Here is a 20,490-nt window from a genome sequence, read left to right as displayed (position 1 = left end):
ATAAAACTGTATATACATTTATATTATATATAGAAATAACTTTTATGTGCTATGAAAAACATTATTAGACATCTTTCCAAACCGGCTTATAGAGAGGAATTTAAAGGAGACACGGAAGTGCTTGCCACTATAGACATATGTGAGGATTCGAGTCTAGATTCGACGTCTAAATTACCTCTAGAAGCGAAGTTTGGGAAGATGTCTATTGCTTTAATTTATTTTGTGATTGTTAGTAGTAATTGCTTTGCCTCCGAGCCGTTACCTTGGCAAGTAACGTTCCAGCCTCCGGCAAGTCCGATTATGGAGGAATTACATCATTTTCATAATTTTCTGCTTTATATCTCAACAGCTATTGTTTTATTTGTTGCTGGATTACTTGGTTTTGTATGTATCAGATTTAATGCAAAAAATAACCCTGTACCGGCAAAATTTTCACATAATGTTTTAATAGAAATAATTTGGACTGTAATACCTATTATAATTTTAGTTATTATTGCAGTACCGTCTTTTAGAATATTGCGTCATGCTGAACAAATACCCGAAACAGATTTAACTATTAAAGTAGTAGGTTATCAATGGTATTGGCATTATATATATCCTGATCATGATAATTTAGAATTTGATAGCGTAATGATCTCTGATGAAAATCTAAAACCTGACCAGAAACGATTATTGGATGTTGATAATCGAATTATTATCCCTGAAAATGCTACCGTAAGATTTCTCATTACCGCAGGTGATGTAATACATAGTTTTGCCGTTCCGTCACTTGGTTTTAAAATAGACGCAGTCCCAGGCAGAATAAACGAAACCTGGACAAGAGTGGCAAAAAAAGGCGTATATTACGGACAATGCTCCGAACTATGCGGCATCAATCACGGCTTCATGCCGATTGCTATAGAAGTAGTAAGCAAAGAGGATTTCGATAATTGGATTGCAAGCAAGAACAAGACGACTATGAATGGCGAGAATCCAAAATTGGCGGCTAACTAATTATATGATAATAAGTGAAGAAGAGTAAATAATCATGATGTAGCTGATTGGCCTGAGTGGGCAAAACTTTTTTTATCTTATAGATGTAGGGCGTTATGCAGATTATGATGATGCAATAGGTTGTGTTGCTAAAAATTTAAGAAATCCGGAAGAATTATCGCAAGCTGCAGCAATTCAAGCTTTAGGTTTTTTAGTACGTAGATTTTATTAATATTAAAGAGGGTTTAATATTACCATTATTATTTGAAAACTTGAAAAGCAGTAATAAATGCATTTATCTAGAAACTCTTGATTTATGCTGTGATATTGAGAGTTGTGTACCAAGACTAAAAAGAAAAATTTATTTAGCATATATTAAAAATGAAGTTGATTTTTTTACTGGTAAAAAATTAAAAAAGTTTACTGATAAAGGTTTAATCTATTCTTTAAATAATGAAGAAGAAAAAAAGCGTTTATTTTAAGCTTCTGTCAAAACTCTTTAAATTATCAGGAAGCTTTAGAAGTTTGTTTATATTTTCTTAGAAAAAATGAAAATTAGTAAATAAATATAGCAGCTTTTAAAGGACTTACCTATATAGTCTTTAGGTTCAGAAAAATAGAGTTTAAGAACGTGTGACCTTTGACCAGAAAATATATAAGTTATTCTATGGGAATGGGAACAAAATGTGAATATCTATATGCTGAATCACTTTTGCAGTATATAGCAATTGTAATACCGAAATTACGTATGAAAGCAATTACATTTTTAAAAAAATTCTTATGTTCATTTAATAGTATCAACATTTGTAAATTACGTAATAACTAACAATAAACCAAAAGATCAAATGAAACTCGAGAAAATACTAAAATTACACTTAAATAACCTTAAAAGGAAAAAGATTAAGTATAACATTCCTGATTTTTAAGGAAAATAATACAATATTTTTTATGTCATTCCCGTGAAAACGTGAATCCAGAAGAATTTATAGTCATCTTGAATTTATTTCAGTATCTACTAATTAAGAGAGAGATAAGGCAAACTTGTTTAGCATGACAAAGAAAAGCCTAGATTCTTACTGTTGCAGGAATAACACATAGCACTTTTTCAGCACCAAACAACAATGACATCATTGCATACAAGAACAAACAAAGTGAAAAATTAAAACAGGCAAAATAATAATTATGGATATAACTACTACCGAAATTTATCACGATGGCCACCACATCCCACACGGTTGGAGGCGATGGCTTTTTTCTACCAATCACAAAGATATCGGCATTATGTATATCATATTTGCCGTTTTTGCCGGGATTGTCGGAGGGTTATTTTCTCTTCTATTTAGGTTAGAGCTTGCAATGCCCGGCGGCACTTTCTTAAATCATGATTTCCAGCTATATAACGTGCTTATCACAGCACATGCGGTTATTATGGTATTCTTTATGATTATGCCGGCTTTGTTTGGTGGTTTTGGTAACTATTTTGTACCTCTATTAATAGGGGCTCCCGATATGGCATTTCCACGCCTTAACAATATCAGTTTTTGGCTACTAGTTCCTGCTTTTCTCTTACTGATGGGTTCGGCTTTTGTTGACGGCGGACCGGGAACGGGCTGGACGCTCTACCCTCCTTTAAGTAATTTGAGCGGTCACCCAGGGGCAGCAGTCGATATGGCTATTTTCAGCTTACATTTAACAGGTCTATCATCAATCCTCGGATCAATTAACTTAATTGTTACTATCTTTAATATGAGAGCTCCAGGCATGGGCCTTTTCAAGATGCCTTTATTTGTTTGGTCTATCTTAGTAACTGCATTTCTGATAATCTTAGCTATGCCGGTGCTTGGCGGGGCTATCACTATGCTCCTTACCGATCGTAACTTTGGCACCACTTTCTTTAAGCCTGAAGGCGGCGGTGATCCTGTATTATTTCAGCATCTATTTTGGTTTTTCGGTCATCCTGAAGTATATATCGTAATACTTCCAGGCTTTGGTATAGTAAGTCAGGTTATTTCAACTTTTTCACGCAAACCTATATTCGGTTATCAAGGTATGGTCGGAGCTATGGTAATAATCGGTTTCGTCGGCTTTATCGTATGGGCTCACCATATGTTTACTGTTGGGCTTTCTTATAATGCACTTATATATTTCACTGCCGGAACGATGATTATAGCAGTTCCGACAGGCATTAAAATATTTAGCTGGATAGCAACTATGTGGGGCGGTTCTATTACATTCCCAACTCCTATGTTATTTTCGATAGGATTTATTATATTATTCACGATTGGCGGCGTAACCGGTATAATACTATCAAATTCGGCACTTGATAGAGTTCTGCACGATACATATTATGTTGTCGCACATTTCCATTATACGATGTCGCTCGGTGCTTTATTTACGGCATTTGCAGGCTTTTATTATTGGTTTGGAAAAATATTTGGTAAACAATATCCAGAAATTTTAGGCAAAATCCATTTTTGGATTACATTTATTGGTGTTAATTTAACTTTCTTCCCGCAGCATTTCTTAGGTCTTGCGGGCATGCCAAGAAGAATACCGGACTACCCTGAAGCTTTCGCTGGCTGGAATATGGTTTCATCCATAGGAGCAGGTATCTCTATGGCGGCAGCTCTTTATTTTGTATTTATCGTTTTCTATACGCTAAAATACGGCAAAAATTGTCCGGCAAATCCTTGGGGTGACGGTGCTAATACGCTTGAGTGGACGCTTACCTCACCACCGCCGTTCCATACTTTTGAAACACCACCGCATATTGAGGGGTAATAGTGATTTTGGTGGATGCCAAATCGTCATTGCGAGAAGTTGCGTTAGCAACGACGCAGCAATCTCAAGAGTTTGTTATTATTTCACGAGATTGCCACGCAGTCTACAACTGCTCGCAATGACAACTTAATGACATAGCTGAAAGAAAAATAATAAAACGATACCAAAATGCAAAAGAAACCGATAATAGGTGTTACACCTGATTTAGCTCAAAATTGTGAAAAATATACTTACGCTGCTTTTCCATGGTATGCCTTGCGAAAAAACTATACCGATGCAATTATTGCAGCCGGTGGTGTACCACTATTATTACCTTATCAAACTGATACAATAAATCAGCTTATGGAATTTGTTGACGGTATTGTAATTCCAGGCGGTGATGAAGACATACATCCTAAATTTTATGAGCCGGAATACGCCGAAGATGCAGTAATTTCTAATGAAGAACGTGATAATTTTGAGATATTAGTTTTAAAGAAAGCCTTAGAGAGAGATATTCCGGTTTTAGGAATATGCCGAGGTATGCAGTTATTAAACGTTATTTTTAATGGTACGCTTATTAAACATATTCCTGATTATATTGAAACTATAATTAACCATACACAACCTTCACCTAAAAATATAGTTTCACATGCAATTAGTATAGAAGCAAATACTAAACTTGCTAAAATAGCTAATAATCAGCTACAAACTATGGTTAATTCGACTCATCACCAGGCTGTTAAACAACTTGGTAATTATCTTATCGTATCTGCAAAAGCAGAAGACAGTATAATTGAAGCCATTGAATCAACGAAACATAAATTTGTTATCGGCGTTCAATGGCATCCTGAATATCTTAACGATAATGGAGTAGATTTAGAATTATTTAAGGAATTCGTAAAAGCTAGTAAGTAAATATTAGTTTTCAACATAATGAGATGAACATATTACAAACACTTTATTATATTCATATCTAAGCGGCCAACAACATACGGAATTTTTAGAACATTCACATACGAAAGTAGAACCTCTACCATTGTCTCCAAGTTGATACTGACCATAAATTACAGGTCTACATTGTTCTTATCAAGTAATTGAATATTTTACTCGATTATCTTGCACATCCCATTGTTGTAAACAGCCGCTAATTACAATTCATTTCAGCTGCAAATAGTTTAACCAATTTTTGTATTATCAAATCTTCTTGTTGTTCTACTTGTATGTTATCACAATACGCTATATGTGAGTTTCAATTATTAGCACAAGCTCGTGATGTTATAGAGACTATAATAGTAAATAATATAATAAAAATTTTCATATGATACCTTATTTATAAAATTGAAATTAATATATTTTAAGATACTCAATAAGAAACTAATAATCAAATATTATTTATTGTACTATATTATCGTTTTAAATAAGATTTGTTTCAGACCTTGGATCTGCTATATTACCGTAAAAAACATTATTTATGACTGCTGATTATTCTTTTTTGAAAAGCTTTGCTGAGTATATCATTGATAAATTAGAGAAAGGTACAGAAGTTCAAATAATATTGCCTAATAATTTCTCATGCCTAGAATTAAGGAAAATTTTGGCCGATAAATATAAAATCAAATTACCTATCATTATTCCTTTTAATTCTCTTATTTCAAAAAAAACCGATTCGGATTATGTATCTAAAATAGAAGAACTTCTTATTATATCAAAAATAATTACAGAATATAAAGACTTACAATGTAATAAAAATGAATCATTAAAAGCTGCAGAAATTCTAAGAAAATTGTTTAATGATCTTATAATCAATAATGTCGATATAAAATTAATTGAAGTCTATAACAATTCTAAATATTGGCAAAAGATTTATAAATTTCTAGAATATTGCTTTTTAAGATGGCAAGAAGAAATATCATTTACTCAAAAACAAACTAAAGCAGCTTATAAATTGAAGCTATTACACGAAGAAATAATAAGGATAAAGAATAGGAATAAGAAAATAATACTCGTCGGAATGTTCAAGCCTAATGTTTTTTTAAAAAGATTTGAAGAAGAATTAAAGAATTACATAATTCACTATAATCCAGCATCCAAGCAGATTAGCGATGGTATATCTTATTATGAGCCTAATGACATTTATGAAGAGGCTAAACAAATAGCTTATATATGTAGCCGTAATAAAGATAAACGAATAGCAATCATTACAAATAATAATAAACTTAAAAGAGTATATTGCAATTTTTTAGACAGATACGAAGATCTACTAGGTAATGACTTAAGGCTTACTAATATAAGTGAATTACTAACTTCCATTATTAAAATATTATGTAATAATTTTGATTTAAAACTCCTATTTTTATTACTTAAAAATCCTTTAATCAGTAATCCTACACAGCTAAATTCAGAAAACTTCAGACAAGATGAATTTAAGAGTAAGTCTGCGGAGCGTACAATATCAAGCTTTGTGAATGACGCTGTGCATAAGTTAGAGTTAATGCTATCTAATAAAAACCGCTTTATATCCTCACCTCAATATTTATTGCAATTACAATTTGATAACGAGGATACAAAAGAATATTGTCGTAACTTAATAGAGATTTTATTTACCGATAACCCACGTAATATACTAGATATTCTGACCTTAACTAAAGAAATAGCTGAAAAACTTTTGCCTAATATTTGGGAAAAAGAAGGAGGAGCAGAACTAGCTGAGTTTTTAACAAATTTAACTGCATATAGCAAATATATAAATTCAACTGATAAAAAGGATTTTCCTAAAATTTTTTCTTTTTTACTCTCTAATATCAAATATTATAAAAATACTGACTCTACTAATATTACTATAGGAGGGCCTGAAGATTTAGCATTATGTGCATTCGACTTAATTATATTACCGCATTTTAATAATGAAAACTGGACACCTACCGCTAAAGCTCACCCATGGCTTAGCAAAAAAGCCTTACAGATACTAAATATAGATTACAATGAAATCGCCCCTACTCTATATTCAGATTATTTCAATTTGTTTCTACAAAATAAACAAGTAATTATACTAAACGCTAAAAAATATGATGGGAAGTTGTCAGTGCTGAGTAATTTATTTTTGAGGTTACAGAATGTCGTCCCTATACCCTATTATGTCATCCCGCGACTTGATCGCGGGATCCACAAAATAATAGATACCGTGGTCAAGCCACGGTATGACAATAGACCCACAGCACAAAGCATCTCTTTCCCAAGCGTCTTATCAGTAACCGACATAGAAACATTAATAAGAAACCCATACGGTTTTTATGCTAAAAAAATCCTTGGACTACGTCAAAAAGATAATATATGGGAAGAACCTAAAATATCGGATTTTGGTAATTTTATTCATAAAGTTTTAGAGGAATATTCTAAAAATTACGATAAACAATATGTTAATTTAAATTTGCTTGATAAACAAGCTGCTTTAATAAATATCGGTAATCATATTTTATACGGCACTATCTTACCAACGTACACAAAAAAGACTTGGCAAATAAAACTCACGGCTTTCAGTAAAGCTTTTATTTTATTTGATATAGAACGCCGAAAAAACTGCAAAGAAATCTATTTTGAAACTAAAGGGGAATTACGACTAAATATTGCAGGTCAAGATATAAAAATAATCGGTATAGCTGACCGAATTGAAATAAGTAAATCCAACAATATAACTATAATGGATTATAAAACTGGTACTATTCCGACTAAGAAAGCAATAGAGCTTGGGCTATCTCCGCAACTTATTATCGAAAGTTTGATGTTACTAGAAAACGGATTTATAACCTTCGATGTCACCTCATGGCTTGACCACGGGGTCCACAAAAAAATTAAAAAAGACTGGATCCCGCGATCGAGTCGCGGGATGATAGAGGTTGAAGTGAGCCATACAACAAGACCAAACAAGGGGAATCCAGAAATCAGTATCGCCTACGTGAAAATAACAAGTACCGAACCTTATGTACAAACAACGGAAATAGCTTTAAGCATCGAGACTTTAAATAAACATAAAGCAGGATTAATACGACTACTTGAATATTACATTACAAATAAGTCTTTTTCTTATGATTTGAATTTATCAAGATATAATGATTATTTACATTTGATTAGGCAGAGTTAATTATAACAGCCGTCATTGCAATCTTGTACCAAAGTCCTCAGATTGCCACGCGCTCCCCACGGTCGCTCGCAATACAGATTAGGTACTGCTCACAATGAATCTTACAATCCCATAACTAACTTAAATCCTTTATTATTCCCCATGATAATCTTACTATCCGTATTATAAATAATCGGATCATTAATTTTTTCATGACCGAATCTATTTGTTTTAAATACCGGAATATTTAAATTATCCGCAAAATTACGAAGCACTAACATTGTGGCGTCAAGATCTTTACCAAATGAACCAAATATTATAGCTTTAACATCCTCAAGTAACCCTGCTTGCTTTAAGTGTAAAAGCTCACGATCTAATCTAAAAGGAGCTACATTCACATCTTCTAAGAAAAGAATTTTGCCTTTGGTCTTTATTTGCCAACTCGTTCCTATACTAGTTTGCACCATAGTTAAGTTACCGCCTGTTAGTTTGCCGTTAACAAGATCACTTAATTTTGCTATATTGTTAAGAGGTACTAAGTTCTCTATATTAACCTGCTTTACCTTACCTTTTAATATTTCAGCAAGCTTGGTAAAATTACTTTGATCTTTATCAGTTTTTAATAAGTCAGCTATATTACTACCGTGAATAGTTTTCCATCCCCATTCTTGTGATAGAAAAAGATGTAAAGCCGTTATATCGCTATATCCTATAAAGAGTTTTTCTTTATTTGGTTTTGATAGCTTTAGTAAACCTGGAATTATTCTAGCAGAGCCATAACCACCTCGTAAACTCCATACTATATTATCAGACTCATCAAATAAGGCATCCCGCAGGCAATTAAATCTTACTTCATCGCTACTTGCAAGAAAGGGTAGCTTACCTTTAGAAAAACACTTAGAAGGAATTTGTAAATTTAATCCATTAATATTTTTTAAATCCGATAAAGTCTTATTATCAGCACCTGTTGCTGGAGCAACAACAGTAATATGGATATTTTTTAGGTTAGTAGCAGCAGAAAAAACTGATATTGAAAAGAATAATATTATTAGTAAAGATAAATTTTTAAGAATCATGAATATCATTGATAGGTATTGTTATGCACAGGTAAACCTACTCTGTCATGCCGTGGTTTATCCACGGCATCTAGTCTTTATTTTATTTGTGCTAGGTACCGTGGATAAACCACGGCATGACAGAGGAAAGCAATTATTCTAAATACGAATAATCTCCACCAGTAATATTAACTTCTTCATCTTTTAGCTCCTCAAGGCTAAAATTGCTGTAAGTATTAAACTCCTCTTTAATACCTAATGCTTCCGATATAGAGCGTACTTCATTTAACTCTTTAGAATCATTAAAAAAATCGTAAGCTAACTTTAATGCTATTTCTTTTTTCACAAGCTGATTGATTGCAGGAGTTAACTTCCTTAAATAAAAATCTAAATCTTGTAGGTTATATATTGCGTCTATAATTTTCTTAACATCAATTTTTTTACCATTATTAAGCGTTACTTTAGATGCTAGTAATTGTGATATAACCTCTATATCATCGGAATCTTCATCTGACGTGTTACCTTTAAAGTCACTAGAATTTATACTCTCTGATGAAGCCTGAGAGGTTGTAGCTTTATTTGAATCATCGCTTATTCTAAGATTTCCCATTTTAGTCCATAGCTGCTCAGCTGAATCACAACCAATACCAGCTAGATATTTGTTACTTTCCTCTCTAGGTGGTACAAAAGCATTATCAATAAATTCTTTAACTATCCATTTATTGTTAAATTTATTAAAAGCACTTTCTATAAACTCTTCTAAATTATTAGAACCTAACTCTAAGAATTTTTGCTTAAGTTCTAGAGGGATATGACTTTTTGTATCTAGCCATGCTTGCATTCCTGATAATATTTCTGATATTACCTTATTAATGTCTGATGTCGGTACAGTAATATTATGCTTCTTAATATTAACATCAAGTGCATTTCTGGTACTAGCATCCAAGTTAGATACTAAGTTTTCATACTGGGCTGGGTCATTTTTAGCTTCTTTCAGAGTGCTTACTATTTTCTTAAATATTTGTACTATTTCTGGATGACTACCCGTAGTGCTTGTTATCCAATCCCATTTAAAATATTCAAACCCGCCGGTAGCATGATTTGGAACTTCAACATGTGCAAATTTATGGTCATATCTAATGCCTATTACATCAAGATCTTTTTTATATTTCTTTACTTGAGCATCGTTATCATTACGCTGTTTCTTAAGGTGTTGCTCTAATTTTTTCATACTCTCCTCCTTAATTCATATTGTTAATTAGTTTCCACATTATACTTATGTATTACTATATGTCAAAATAAAACACTAATAAAGATTAATTTTTTGTTATATCGCAAGCATGTAAGTCACTCTTAAAGTACAAGTTATTATTCTTATTTAAGATTACCCTATAAATTTGAACATTTTCAAGTACTCTTTGAACGTAATCTCTTGTTTCTCGATAAGGTATAAGTTCTATCCAGTCAACAACCTTTCTTGTATCTTTTATATCCCTTGGATCACCGAATCTATCGATCCATTTTACTACCTTATGACTCCCTGCATTATAAGAGGCAATAGACAGAATATACGAACCTTTATGATCATCTAATAATTTTTTGAAATAATGCGAACCAAGCTTGATATTATATACCGGATTCCTAGTTAAATCTGCTACACTACATTTCATATTTATAGATTTTGCGGTATCACAAGCAGTACCCTTAATAAGCTGCATCAGCCCCATGGCATTTGCATAACTCACGGCCCTATGGTCAAAGACCGATTCTTGTCTAATTATTCCATAAGTTAAATGAGGTGGGATAGGCAAATCTCCTAGATTATAAGGCGTTGGAAAAGCACAATCTGGAATAAAAGCATGATTTTGGGCAGCAATTTTTGCCACCTCAACCATATGGTTAGTATTATTATTTGCTTTAATAATATTCATAATTATTTGAATTTCTGCAGGATTTTTAGTGTTTTTAATCGCTGCTTTGGAATATATCATGGCTAAATTATTCTTATTATATTTAACCAGTAACCTTATTACTTTGATAATCTCTTTATTCTCGATATTCTTCCTTGTTTCAGAAGTTATTACAGGAATAGGAGGTAAAACTAATTTTGTTCTATTTAATTCAACATTTGCTACCTGTCCGTAAAAGGTAAAAGAATATTTGGCTGCCTGCTCGTAAAATTTTCTAGCCGTTTGCTTATCGCCTTTTGCTTCATAAGTACGACCGAGCCAATAAAATCCACGTGCTAAACTAATTGGGGTTTTAACAACTTTAATCAACTTATTAAAATGTACTAATGCTTGATCAGGCTTTTTTAAAAAGCTTAAAGAAAGCCAACCCGCAAGCCATTCCTGCTCTCTTATAGTTTCAGGACAAGTAGCAAAGGGCATCGTTGCCATTCTATAACTATTTGCAAAATCTTTGTAATCGATGAATTCACGAGCATAATAGGACTGAATGCGACACCATTTTGCAAAATGTTTACGGTTATTTTTAGCCTTCTTAAATAAAGAAACATCTTCACTTGTCAGTTTTTGCGTCTTTTTAGAATCTAAATAACGATATAACAAACCGGAAGTATAGTATTTTTCAGGAACATTTTTAAAAAGCTTTTCAGCATTTGGTGATTTACCTATAATCGCAATTTGTGCTTTAAAGGAATTACGATAACCTTGATCTACATATTTCAGGGATTGCTCGGCAGACCTAATATCATTTTTCCATAAATGCTCTTCTATCCGCTCTAAATGATCATTTGCAGTTAAATATTTATACCACTTATTGTAATATACATTTTCTTCTTCAGGAGTGAAATTGGCATATACCCAAGCCTCTTTAATAATAGGTAGTAATATCTTCTGATCTTTGATTAAACTACTTGCAGCTGCCGCATAAAATTTATAACCTTTGCCTGTAATAGGATGATGTTTACTAAACCAATCAAAAATTACTTTTTTATTTGTATTATTATTTAGATATTCTTCCGCTCTTTCTTCAAGCAGCTTGTTTTGAGGCCAATCCGGGTTATTGCGTAAAAATCTTATTACATGTTCAAAACTATTATCTGAATATTTATTATCTAAATATTTCTGAGAAAGTACAATTTTTGTTAAAACTTTACTATTTACCTCTAGAGCTAAATCTTCAGCTTGTGACCAATTTTTTTGATCGATATATGTAAAAACTTGCTTAACATTATCTACATAATCAGAATTTACCCCAGTTGTCATCCCATGGCTTGACCACGGGATCCAGTTCAAAGCTAACAAAAATATAGCAATTAATAATTTTATTATGATTTTCATAAGTGTATGATTTGTTGCATGGATACTGGAGTCGTCATTGCTAAGAGATCTTGTTGCGTGGACCGATTTTCCGTCATTGCGAGAAGAATTACGTAGTAATTCGACGAAGCAATCCAGTTAAAAATTCTAATTTGCAGAATTTTTTTAAATCTTTTTCTAGATTGCCACGCTCCCTACGGCTGCTTGCAATGACGATTAGGACAATACCCACTTGCAATAACGTTTTTAAAATCCTTAAACACCCGTAGAACCAAAGCCACCGCTACCACGCATCGTTTCCGTGAGGCTACTACTTTCTTCCCATAATATACGTTCGTACTTGGATATTATCATCTGAGCAATTCGCATCCCTTTTTCTATAGCGAAATCTTCTTTACCAAGATTAATAAGAATCACCTTTATTTCGCCTCTATAATCTGCATCAATAGTACCAGGTGAATTAGCAACCGTAATACCGTGTTTAACGGCAAGACCCGAACGAGGTCTTATCTGTGCTTCAAATGAGTCAGGTAATGCTATAGCGATGCCGGTTGGAATTAGCTGTATTTCACCTGCTTTTATTGTTATAGGTTGCTCATTTGCGGCTATTAAATCCATCCCCGCACTATGCTCTGTAGCATATTCCGGCAAACTACCTGAAAAATTTTCTAATTTCTTAATTTTAACCTGCGTTATATTCATAATACTTCTCATAAGTGAAGAGTTGATATACGAAGATCAACTTGGAAAAGAGCAAGGAGTTTGCATGCCGAGGAGCAGAGCGTACAAAAGTACGTGAGCATCCGAGAACTTACAAAGACATTGTCGCCAATTTTTCAAGTTCTATCTTAGTATATTTATTTTATATCAAATTTATCGTTAATAATTTTATTTTCTATCACATCAATTAAAGAATTAGCAAGATTATCAGTTAATATCTTACTTCCCATACCAAGTTTCTTTTTAAGCCAAGGCTGTTTAGCACACAGATATTGAAACTTAATATTATCGCCGAATTTTTCTTTCATTATGCTATACATATCACCTATGCCGTCAATTAAACCGTAATCAAGAGCAGTTTGTCCTGCCCAAAATTCACCGTTAAATAGAATCTCGTCTTGCTGTGTTAACTTCCCTACTCTTCTTGTTTTTACATATTCTACAAAATGCTCGTAAACCTGCTTTTGCAAATCTTTGATAATTTTAAGGTCCTCTTTATTAATAGGTTTAAAAGGATCTAAAATTGCTTTATTTTTTCCTTCCGTATAAACTCTACGCTCTATTCCAAGTTTATTAATCGCTTCATGGAAACCGAATCCGCTTGACACTACTCCAATACTACCTATAACCGAACTATAAGAAGCATATATCCAGTCACCGCTGCAAGCAATCCAATATCCGCCTGAAGCCGCCATATCTTCAATAAAACTATATATTTTTATTTTATTTTCTTTAGCAAGGTCACGAATACGTTTCGCAATAAGTTCAGATTGTACCGGAGAACCGCCAGGAGAATTAATAATTAAACATAATGCTTTTAATTTCTTTATTTTAAAAGCTTTTTCTATTAGTTCATTTAATGATTCTAAAGTAAGTCCCGATTGCATAGCACTTACTTTACCTATAACACCGCTAAGGCGTAACACGGCAATCACTTCTTTAGAATCACCAAAAACCGAAGCAAATAATTGATCTAATTTACTTATCTGCCGTTTGGTTATTATCTGATCAAATTCTGCATTCGCCATAGTTGATTTATTTACTTCATTCATTATTTTGCTCGTTTTTAATTATATCCTTTTTTATTGGCGGCAAAGGCTTAGCCGGTTTATTCAGATATTGTTCGTTATAACTATTTTTAGGTTCAGGATAATTTCCGGGAATGGCAGATAAAATAGTATCTCTAACTTTTTCGTCATACCAATTTGTATTGCCAACAAAGCTAGTTACGATTTTGCCGTTTGGGTCTATTAATATACTAGTCGGTAAACTAACAACCCCTAAGGCTTTAAATAATTCATTTCTATAATCATGATAAATCGGCAAATATCTTATTTGATAACTTTTAAAATATTCTTTAACAACTTTTATGTCTTGATAATCTTCTGAAATCGGAATTACTGAAAAAGGTAATTTCCTAAAATCTTTTTGTAACGTATCAAGGTCAGGAATTTCTTTGACACAAGAAGCACTCCAAGTGGCCCAAAACACTAACAATATAGTCTTTCCTTCAAACTGATCAAGAGAATATTGATTTTTTTCTTCATCAAAAAAAATTATATTATCAGGAACGCTTGCACCTCTTAAAAATTCTAATTTATCCTTAGGCTTCTCATAGAGCTTAGCATGAATTTTAGGAATAAAAATTATTATAGATAATAAAAACACTATAATATATATAAGATATTTATTATAATTTCTTAATGTCATATAATAATTTATAGTAATGAAGACATTTTATTTATTCGTATTAGCACTTACATTATGTAGTTGTGGTATCAAAAAGCCTTTAGAAGCACCGCATGATGTCATCCCCAAAAAACCTATATGTCATTCCTGCGAAAGCAGGAATCCATAATAATTACATACTTGATAAAATAAGCCTATAAAAACTTGTTTTTATAGGCTTTACTGGATTCCTGCTTTCGCAGGAATGACACAAGAGCGAGGACATTACATATTACTTTTCTAATACCTCTTAAGCGTCGTACCTTGTAATACTAAATCAAAACAATAAGACGGCATATTTTCTTGCGGTGCGATCAATATTGGATTTACTTCACCGCACTCATTATCACACATATTTTTATCAGATAAGTCTAAGCGTGTTTCAAGAGTAGTAAGACTGGGATGCTCTATTCTTATGTTTGCACTTCTAAAATAACGAGAAGATTTATAAGGCAACATACTAATGAAATAATATTCTCCTTTATTATTAGTAGTAGCAATACCGGAACCGGTAAAGCTTGAATCGCTTTTACTTGTAAATCTTCTTTTATCAACTCTAGTTTTTAAAGGTTCATAAGGGTACTTGCCTCCGCTTCCTACTTGCCATAAATAAACTTTAGCATCTGCAACAGGCACACAATTTTGATCTAATATTTTTCCTTTAATTAATATCCTTTCACCGTAAAATTTTGATAATCTTCCTGTTTTACGTAATAAATTATTAGTAGTCTCAAAAACTTTCGGTTCATAATCATTAAATATATTTCCAGTAATTTTACAACGATTAAGCTTATTAGGGTAAGTTTTAGAAGTAGCAAATATGTTTAATGTCCATAAACATAAAAAACAAACTATAAATTTTTTCACTTTTCACCACTATATTTATAAAATTCTGCATCTAAATTTAAATCAATTATTTTTATTAATCAAATTATTTTTATTCTCATTTGATTATTAAGTAATTGATTGTTATAGTAAACTTTGTTGTACTAAAACATATACTCCTGATCAATGACAGAGTAGATAGACGAAGTTTAATTTAGAAAAGAGCAAGGAGTATAAAGTCCTCGGAGCGAAGCGTATAATAATACGTGAGTAAAGGCGAGTCCTGTAAAATTTGCTTGTATTGAGCTTTCTGAAATAGCTACAGCCAATTTTTTAAATTATAATGAGTATATATGCAGAAATTTTTATCTTTAATCATTGTAATCCTAATACTTTACAATATAGTAAAGTTAAAAATATCTCCCGACAACAATAATCCTACAACTATAGAGCAAATGGCTTCAAATAATTCATCTACCGATGAAAACCAAACTAGTATAAATAATGAGCCATCTATTTCATTAAACGGTAATTTATTTGAACGTACGGTTTCAAAAATAGTAATAAATGCTCTTAAAACCGAAGAAGGGAAAGCATTTTTGGAAAATATTTTACAACCGTTAAATGGACCTATTAATCCTAATGATTACACTATTGAAGTACGTAAGGATTTAGTAAAAACACTGTTCAAAATTCATACGCTCGGTAGCGGTAATATCGGTCCCGCTTCTTGCGGACATGTAGTTACCGTATTTTATCAAATATCAGATATGAGCAATACTTTAATATCTGAAGATACTAAAACTTTTACTTTAGGCTCTGCTCCTGTAATGCTTGGCTTAGATAATGTAATAATCGGTATGATGGTAGGAGAAGCACGAGAAGCTATTATTCCGGCAAAATATGCCGTTAATAATAGTAATAATATTATCTTCAATGATGCTTATAATTATAAAGTTAATGTAATTTTAAAATCCATATTACCGCAAAATTTTGTCAAAAATAATGAAGTAAAAATTTATGATGATGAAATAGCTTATCGTGTTCCTTTATTATGTGGTGAAAAAGTAAGCTTTAATGCTAAAATTACTCGCTTATCAAACGGTAAAATACTATATGATTCTAAAGCAAAAGGACAACAAATAGAGATGAAAATTGGCGATATTACATATCCTTTAATTTTTTCTTACGCTTTGCAAGGTAAAGTAACGGTTGGAACACGCAGTATTATTGCAGAAGGAAAAACTTTTAAAGCCTTAGGTTCTAATATAAATAAAATTATTTCTCATGAATTATTACCGATAAATGAATATCTTTTACTTGAACTTAATGATTTTAAACAAAATTAAATAAATATGAAACAAACTAAAATATCGGATAATAAAAAACAAAAAAATTATATTTTATTATCTATCCTTGTCATAATGATAATAATTGTATATCTTATAGCATTAATAAAAATTGCAAGATAAATTTTGTAATTATTACAAATTTAAAACTCAAATCAAATTAGTATATAAGAATCTTACTTTAAACTTTAATTACACTAGGAGTTTAGTATGGAAATTATTAAAAAAACAAAAATATTATTGTACTAGTAGGTTTGATATTTTTAGCAGTAATTATTTATATCTCTACAAATAAAAGTTCCGATAATAAAACAAATGATAATATATTAGAAGTAAAGATAACTATAAAAGATCATAAATTTGTTCCGAATATAGTTGAAGTACCAAAATCTACTAAGATAAGGTTAATTGTTCATAATGAAGATGATACTGTAGAAGAGTTTGAAAGTCATGATTTACATCGTGAAAAAATAGTTATGCCAAATGAGTCAATAAATATTATACTTGCACCGCTTAAACCCGGAAAATATGAAATTTTTGGGGATTTTCATCAAGATACGGCTCATGGTATTATAATTGTTAATGATTAGATAAAAAATATGTTTAAAATTGCTTTAGTAGTGTTTCGTGAATGTTTAGAAATATCCTTATTACTTGGTGTAATACTTGCCGTAACAAAACAAATAGAAAAATCTCGTCTTTATATTATTGCCGGAGTAATGCTTGGAGTAGTATTTGCTTCAATTTTTGCATTTTTTACCCGTAAATTATCTTTATCTTTTGGCGGAATAGGTGACGAGTTATTCGATTCCGGCATTATGATACTAATAACAATTTTGATTAGCTGGACAATAATATGGATGCAAGGTTATGGTATAAAAGTAAAGCAACATATAAACGACTTATCAGTAAAAATTCATGAAGGTAACGCCAGTTATTTCATGTTAGTTCTTTTAGTTGCTACTACTATATTACGAGAAGGTGCAGAAATTATTATTTTAGTATATAGCATATCTTCAGTTGAAACAATATCAAGCAGTATTTACTTACAAGGAGTGATAATAGGTGCTACAAGTGGCTTCTTACTTGGTTTAGTAATATATTTCGGTTTAATTAAGATTGCTAATCAAAAATATATTTTTAAAATCTCTACTGTATTATTAATGCTAATAGCAGGCGGATTTGCAGCAAGTGCTGCAGGTATTTTAACCTCTTCCGGTCTAGTTATGTTTTTATCCGATCAACTTTGGGATAGTTCATGGTTAGTAGCAGATAGAAGTATAATAGGTAAAATCTTACATATTGTTACCGGTTATATTGCAAGACCTAACGGGCTACAAGTACTTGCCTATTTTACTACTATATTACTGATAAATATTTTCATACAAATTAAAATTAAGATATTCCAAAAATAACTTAATATCAGTACACAAAAATGAATCAAATTAATTTTATCAAAGAGAACAATTAAATTAAATATGTTAAAACTTTTATCAGAAATTGGTCCGGTAATAGCATTTTTTGCAGGCTTTTTTTATGGAGGCGGTATACAAAATGCTACTCTTTATATGCTTATTACCTCTGTTATTTGTATTACCGTTTGTTATGTTATCGATAAGAAAGTATCCAAGCTTTCTATTATTTCTACGACTGTTTTATTAGTTTCGGGCAGCATTACTTTAATTAGCGGTGATTCAATGTATATAAAAATCAAACCTACTATATTATATGTTATTTTTGGAATAATATTTCTCATGAGCGGTATAAGAAAAAATCCTTTTATCAAATATGCTTTAGAAAGTATAGTACGTCTTAAAGAAGAAAGCTGGATAACTTTAAGCTATAGAACAGCGGCTTTTTTCTTTTTTATGGCTGTAGTTAATGAAATAGTTTGGCGTAATTTCTCAGATGAAACATGGGTAAAATTCAAAGTATTCGGTGTAATACCTATTACTTTTATATTTATTTTACTGCAATTACCTCTTTTATTAAAGAATAAATTACCGGATAGTAAGATATAATATCTTACTATTTTTACTTTATGTCATTCCCCCGCGTAGGCGGGAATCTAGGGTAAAGCGAGATAAGTCGAGCTTTAAAGAAGTATTTAAGATTAAGATTTCCTTCAAATAAAGCTTAAAAGGCTTTAAAGTACTGGATTGCCGCGCTCCTTTCAGTCGCTCGCAATGACGACTCGGTATCCATACAACAAGGTCCGGTACTATAGGGAATGACATAAACAAATAGTTAATTCTTAAACAAATACAATCTTTTGAAAAATCGTATGGCACTATTATCATGATGTTACGAGTTCTAATTTTTATAGCTCTTTCTTTTAGTTTATCTGCTTGTTTACCTGCTATTTTTACTGCAGCAACTACTACCGGCATTGTTGCCTCAAAAGATCAACCAATATCTGAAACATTAAATGATTCAAGGATTTCTGCCGGTATTAAAGCTGATTTAGTAAAAAATAATTTTAGAGATTTAGGTGCTAAAATAAAGGTCGAAGTATCACAAAGAAGAGTATTATTAACAGGAAATATTCAAAACGAATCTGATGCGTTAAAAGCCGTAGAAATTGCTTGGAATCAAAAAGGAGTACAAGAAGTTATTAATGAGTTGAAAGTAAATAAAAATAGTAATCATTTTGACTTAGCCCAATATACTAAAGATAGTATGATAACTACACAAATTAAAGCTAAAAACTTAGTCAGAAAAGACATTAAATTTGCTAATTATACTATTCTAACTATAGATAATATTGTTTATTTATTTGGAGTTGCAAGATCAGAAGAAGAGCTAGAAAAGCTTGCTTCTATTGCATCAAAAATAAAAGGTGTTGAAAAAGTTGTGTGTTATGCTAAAATAATTTATTATTTTAATAAACATGATGATGATACGAAGCCATAAACTTATTGTATTGATTTTTTTATTGATTTTTAGTCTAAGCGGTTGTAATACCTCAAAAAGATTACCTTACTCCTGCAAATATTCTTACAAAGAATTATCAAAGGATGATCCTCATAATCTCACTTATAAAGGACATTATAAAGTTGGCACAAATTATAAAATAAAAGGAAAGACTTACAAACCTCACAGTCCTAAATCTTTTACCGAAACAGGTTATGCTTCATGGTACGGTGGACATAAAGATGGTTTTCACGGTAAAAAAACAGCTAACGGTGATAGATTTAATAGAAATCTATTAACTGCCGCACATAAAACTCTTCCGCTTCCTTGCTTAGTTAAAGTTACCAACAAAGCCAATAATAAATCAGTAATTTTAATGGTTAATGATAGAGGTCCTTTTAAGCAAAATCGTATAATAGATGTTTCTCAAAAAGCGGCTGAAATTTTAGCATTTAAAAATCAAGGTATCACTAAAGTAAAAATAGAATATTTACCTAATGAAACTGAGAAATTTCTAAAAAATATTAATCTAAAAAAACTACAAAGTAAAACTTTAGCTAAACACTCTAAAAAATCTTCATCTACTAAAGTTACAAAAAACACTAAATGTAGTGTTAATTGTCATATAAAACTCGTAAATCTAAAATATAAGCTGGCCGTAAATCCAGATGAATGAATATTATCGGCATTGTGGGAGTCGTAGGCGTTGTTTCATGACTCAATTTTTAACGTCATTGAGAGGAGAAACTTAAGTTTCGACGAAG

General features: G+C 31.5%; 17 protein-coding genes and 1 pseudogene. 11 read left to right on the top strand and 7 right to left on the bottom strand.

Annotated features, from left to right (window positions below):
- Positions 1-51: 51 nt before the first annotated feature.
- From coxB to A452_RS0102550, 5 genes are all read left to right on the top strand, one after another.
- Positions 52-993 (top strand): cytochrome c oxidase subunit II, encoded by a 942-nt coding sequence (gene coxB / locus A452_RS0102570; protein WP_014412824.1) that lies wholly within the window; start codon positions 52-54, stop codon positions 991-993.
- Positions 994-1,244: 251 nt separating this feature from the next.
- On the top strand, positions 1,245-1,454 hold the full coding sequence (locus A452_RS0102565) for a hypothetical protein (RefSeq protein WP_014412825.1): 210 nt from the start codon (positions 1,245-1,247) through the stop codon (positions 1,452-1,454).
- A gap of 700 nt (positions 1,455-2,154) precedes the next feature.
- Positions 2,155-3,753 (top strand): cytochrome c oxidase subunit I, encoded by a 1,599-nt coding sequence (gene ctaD / locus A452_RS0102560; protein WP_014412826.1) that lies wholly within the window; start codon positions 2,155-2,157, stop codon positions 3,751-3,753.
- Positions 3,754-3,921: 168 nt separating this feature from the next.
- Complete coding sequence (locus tag A452_RS0102555; RefSeq protein WP_014412827.1) at positions 3,922-4,650, top strand: gamma-glutamyl-gamma-aminobutyrate hydrolase family protein; 729 nt, start codon at positions 3,922-3,924, stop codon at positions 4,648-4,650.
- A 556-nt stretch (positions 4,651-5,206) separates the two neighbouring features.
- Positions 5,207-7,873, top strand: a complete 2,667-nt coding sequence (locus A452_RS0102550) for a PD-(D/E)XK nuclease family protein (RefSeq protein WP_014412828.1) — start codon at positions 5,207-5,209, stop codon at positions 7,871-7,873.
- Positions 7,874-7,974: 101 nt separating this feature from the next.
- On the opposite strand, the gene A452_RS0102545 is transcribed toward A452_RS0102550, so the two are convergent.
- The 7 genes from A452_RS0102545 to A452_RS0102515 form a co-directional block, all read right to left on the bottom strand.
- Positions 7,975-8,928, bottom strand: a complete 954-nt coding sequence (locus A452_RS0102545) for an LD-carboxypeptidase (RefSeq protein ID WP_014412829.1) — start codon at positions 8,926-8,928, stop codon at positions 7,975-7,977.
- Between the two features lie 133 nt (positions 8,929-9,061).
- Positions 9,062-10,138, bottom strand: coding sequence for a hypothetical protein (locus A452_RS0102540; RefSeq protein ID WP_014412830.1), 1,077 nt, complete (start codon positions 10,136-10,138; stop codon positions 9,062-9,064).
- Between the two features lie 85 nt (positions 10,139-10,223).
- Complete coding sequence (locus A452_RS0102535; protein WP_014412831.1) at positions 10,224-12,212, bottom strand: lytic transglycosylase domain-containing protein; 1,989 nt, start codon at positions 12,210-12,212, stop codon at positions 10,224-10,226.
- 234 nt (positions 12,213-12,446) lie between these two features.
- The gene (dut, locus tag A452_RS0102530; RefSeq protein WP_014412832.1) at positions 12,447-12,893 is read right to left on the bottom strand and encodes a dUTP diphosphatase; all 447 of its coding nucleotides are present in this window, start codon (positions 12,891-12,893) and stop codon (positions 12,447-12,449) included.
- A gap of 155 nt (positions 12,894-13,048) precedes the next feature.
- Entirely contained in the window at positions 13,049-13,963 is a 915-nt protein-coding gene (locus A452_RS0102525; protein ID WP_014412833.1) for a S49 family peptidase, read from the bottom strand.
- Entirely contained in the window at positions 13,956-14,621 is a 666-nt protein-coding gene (locus A452_RS0102520) for a TlpA disulfide reductase family protein (RefSeq protein WP_014412834.1), read from the bottom strand. The genes A452_RS0102525 and A452_RS0102520 overlap by 8 nt, the downstream gene beginning before the upstream one ends.
- A gap of 258 nt (positions 14,622-14,879) precedes the next feature.
- On the bottom strand, positions 14,880-15,506 hold the full coding sequence (locus A452_RS0102515; RefSeq protein WP_014412835.1) for a dioxygenase family protein: 627 nt from the start codon (positions 15,504-15,506) through the stop codon (positions 14,880-14,882).
- Positions 15,507-15,817: 311 nt separating this feature from the next.
- On the opposite strand from A452_RS0102515, the gene A452_RS0102510 reads away from it, so the two are divergent.
- The 6 genes and pseudogenes from A452_RS0102510 (at position 15,818) to A452_RS0102480 (ending at position 20,402) form a co-directional block, all read left to right on the top strand.
- The gene (locus A452_RS0102510) at positions 15,818-16,813 is read left to right on the top strand and encodes an FKBP-type peptidyl-prolyl cis-trans isomerase (RefSeq protein WP_014412836.1); all 996 of its coding nucleotides are present in this window, start codon (positions 15,818-15,820) and stop codon (positions 16,811-16,813) included.
- A gap of 236 nt (positions 16,814-17,049) precedes the next feature.
- Positions 17,050-17,403 (top strand): cupredoxin domain-containing protein, encoded by a 354-nt coding sequence (locus tag A452_RS0102500; protein WP_050949543.1) that lies wholly within the window; start codon positions 17,050-17,052, stop codon positions 17,401-17,403.
- A gap of 9 nt (positions 17,404-17,412) precedes the next feature.
- Positions 17,413-18,262, top strand: a pseudogene (locus A452_RS0102495) (FTR1 family protein).
- 29 nt (positions 18,263-18,291) lie between these two features.
- Positions 18,292-18,834, top strand: coding sequence for a septation protein A (locus A452_RS0102490; protein WP_014412839.1), 543 nt, complete (start codon positions 18,292-18,294; stop codon positions 18,832-18,834).
- Positions 18,835-19,111: 277 nt separating this feature from the next.
- Positions 19,112-19,726, top strand: a complete 615-nt coding sequence (locus A452_RS0102485) for a BON domain-containing protein (protein WP_017208511.1) — start codon at positions 19,112-19,114, stop codon at positions 19,724-19,726.
- 22 nt (positions 19,727-19,748) lie between these two features.
- A complete protein-coding gene (locus A452_RS0102480; RefSeq protein ID WP_231289951.1) occupies positions 19,749-20,402 on the top strand; it encodes a septal ring lytic transglycosylase RlpA family protein in 654 nt (217 codons plus the stop codon).
- Positions 20,403-20,490: the final 88 nt, after the last annotated feature.

This window comes from Rickettsia australis str. Phillips (genome assembly GCF_000273745.1).
Taxonomy (GTDB): Bacteria; Pseudomonadota; Alphaproteobacteria; order Rickettsiales; family Rickettsiaceae; genus Rickettsia; species Rickettsia australis.
The sequence above is the reverse complement of the archived record's forward strand: the minus strand, read 5'-3'. Positions and strand labels throughout refer to the sequence as shown.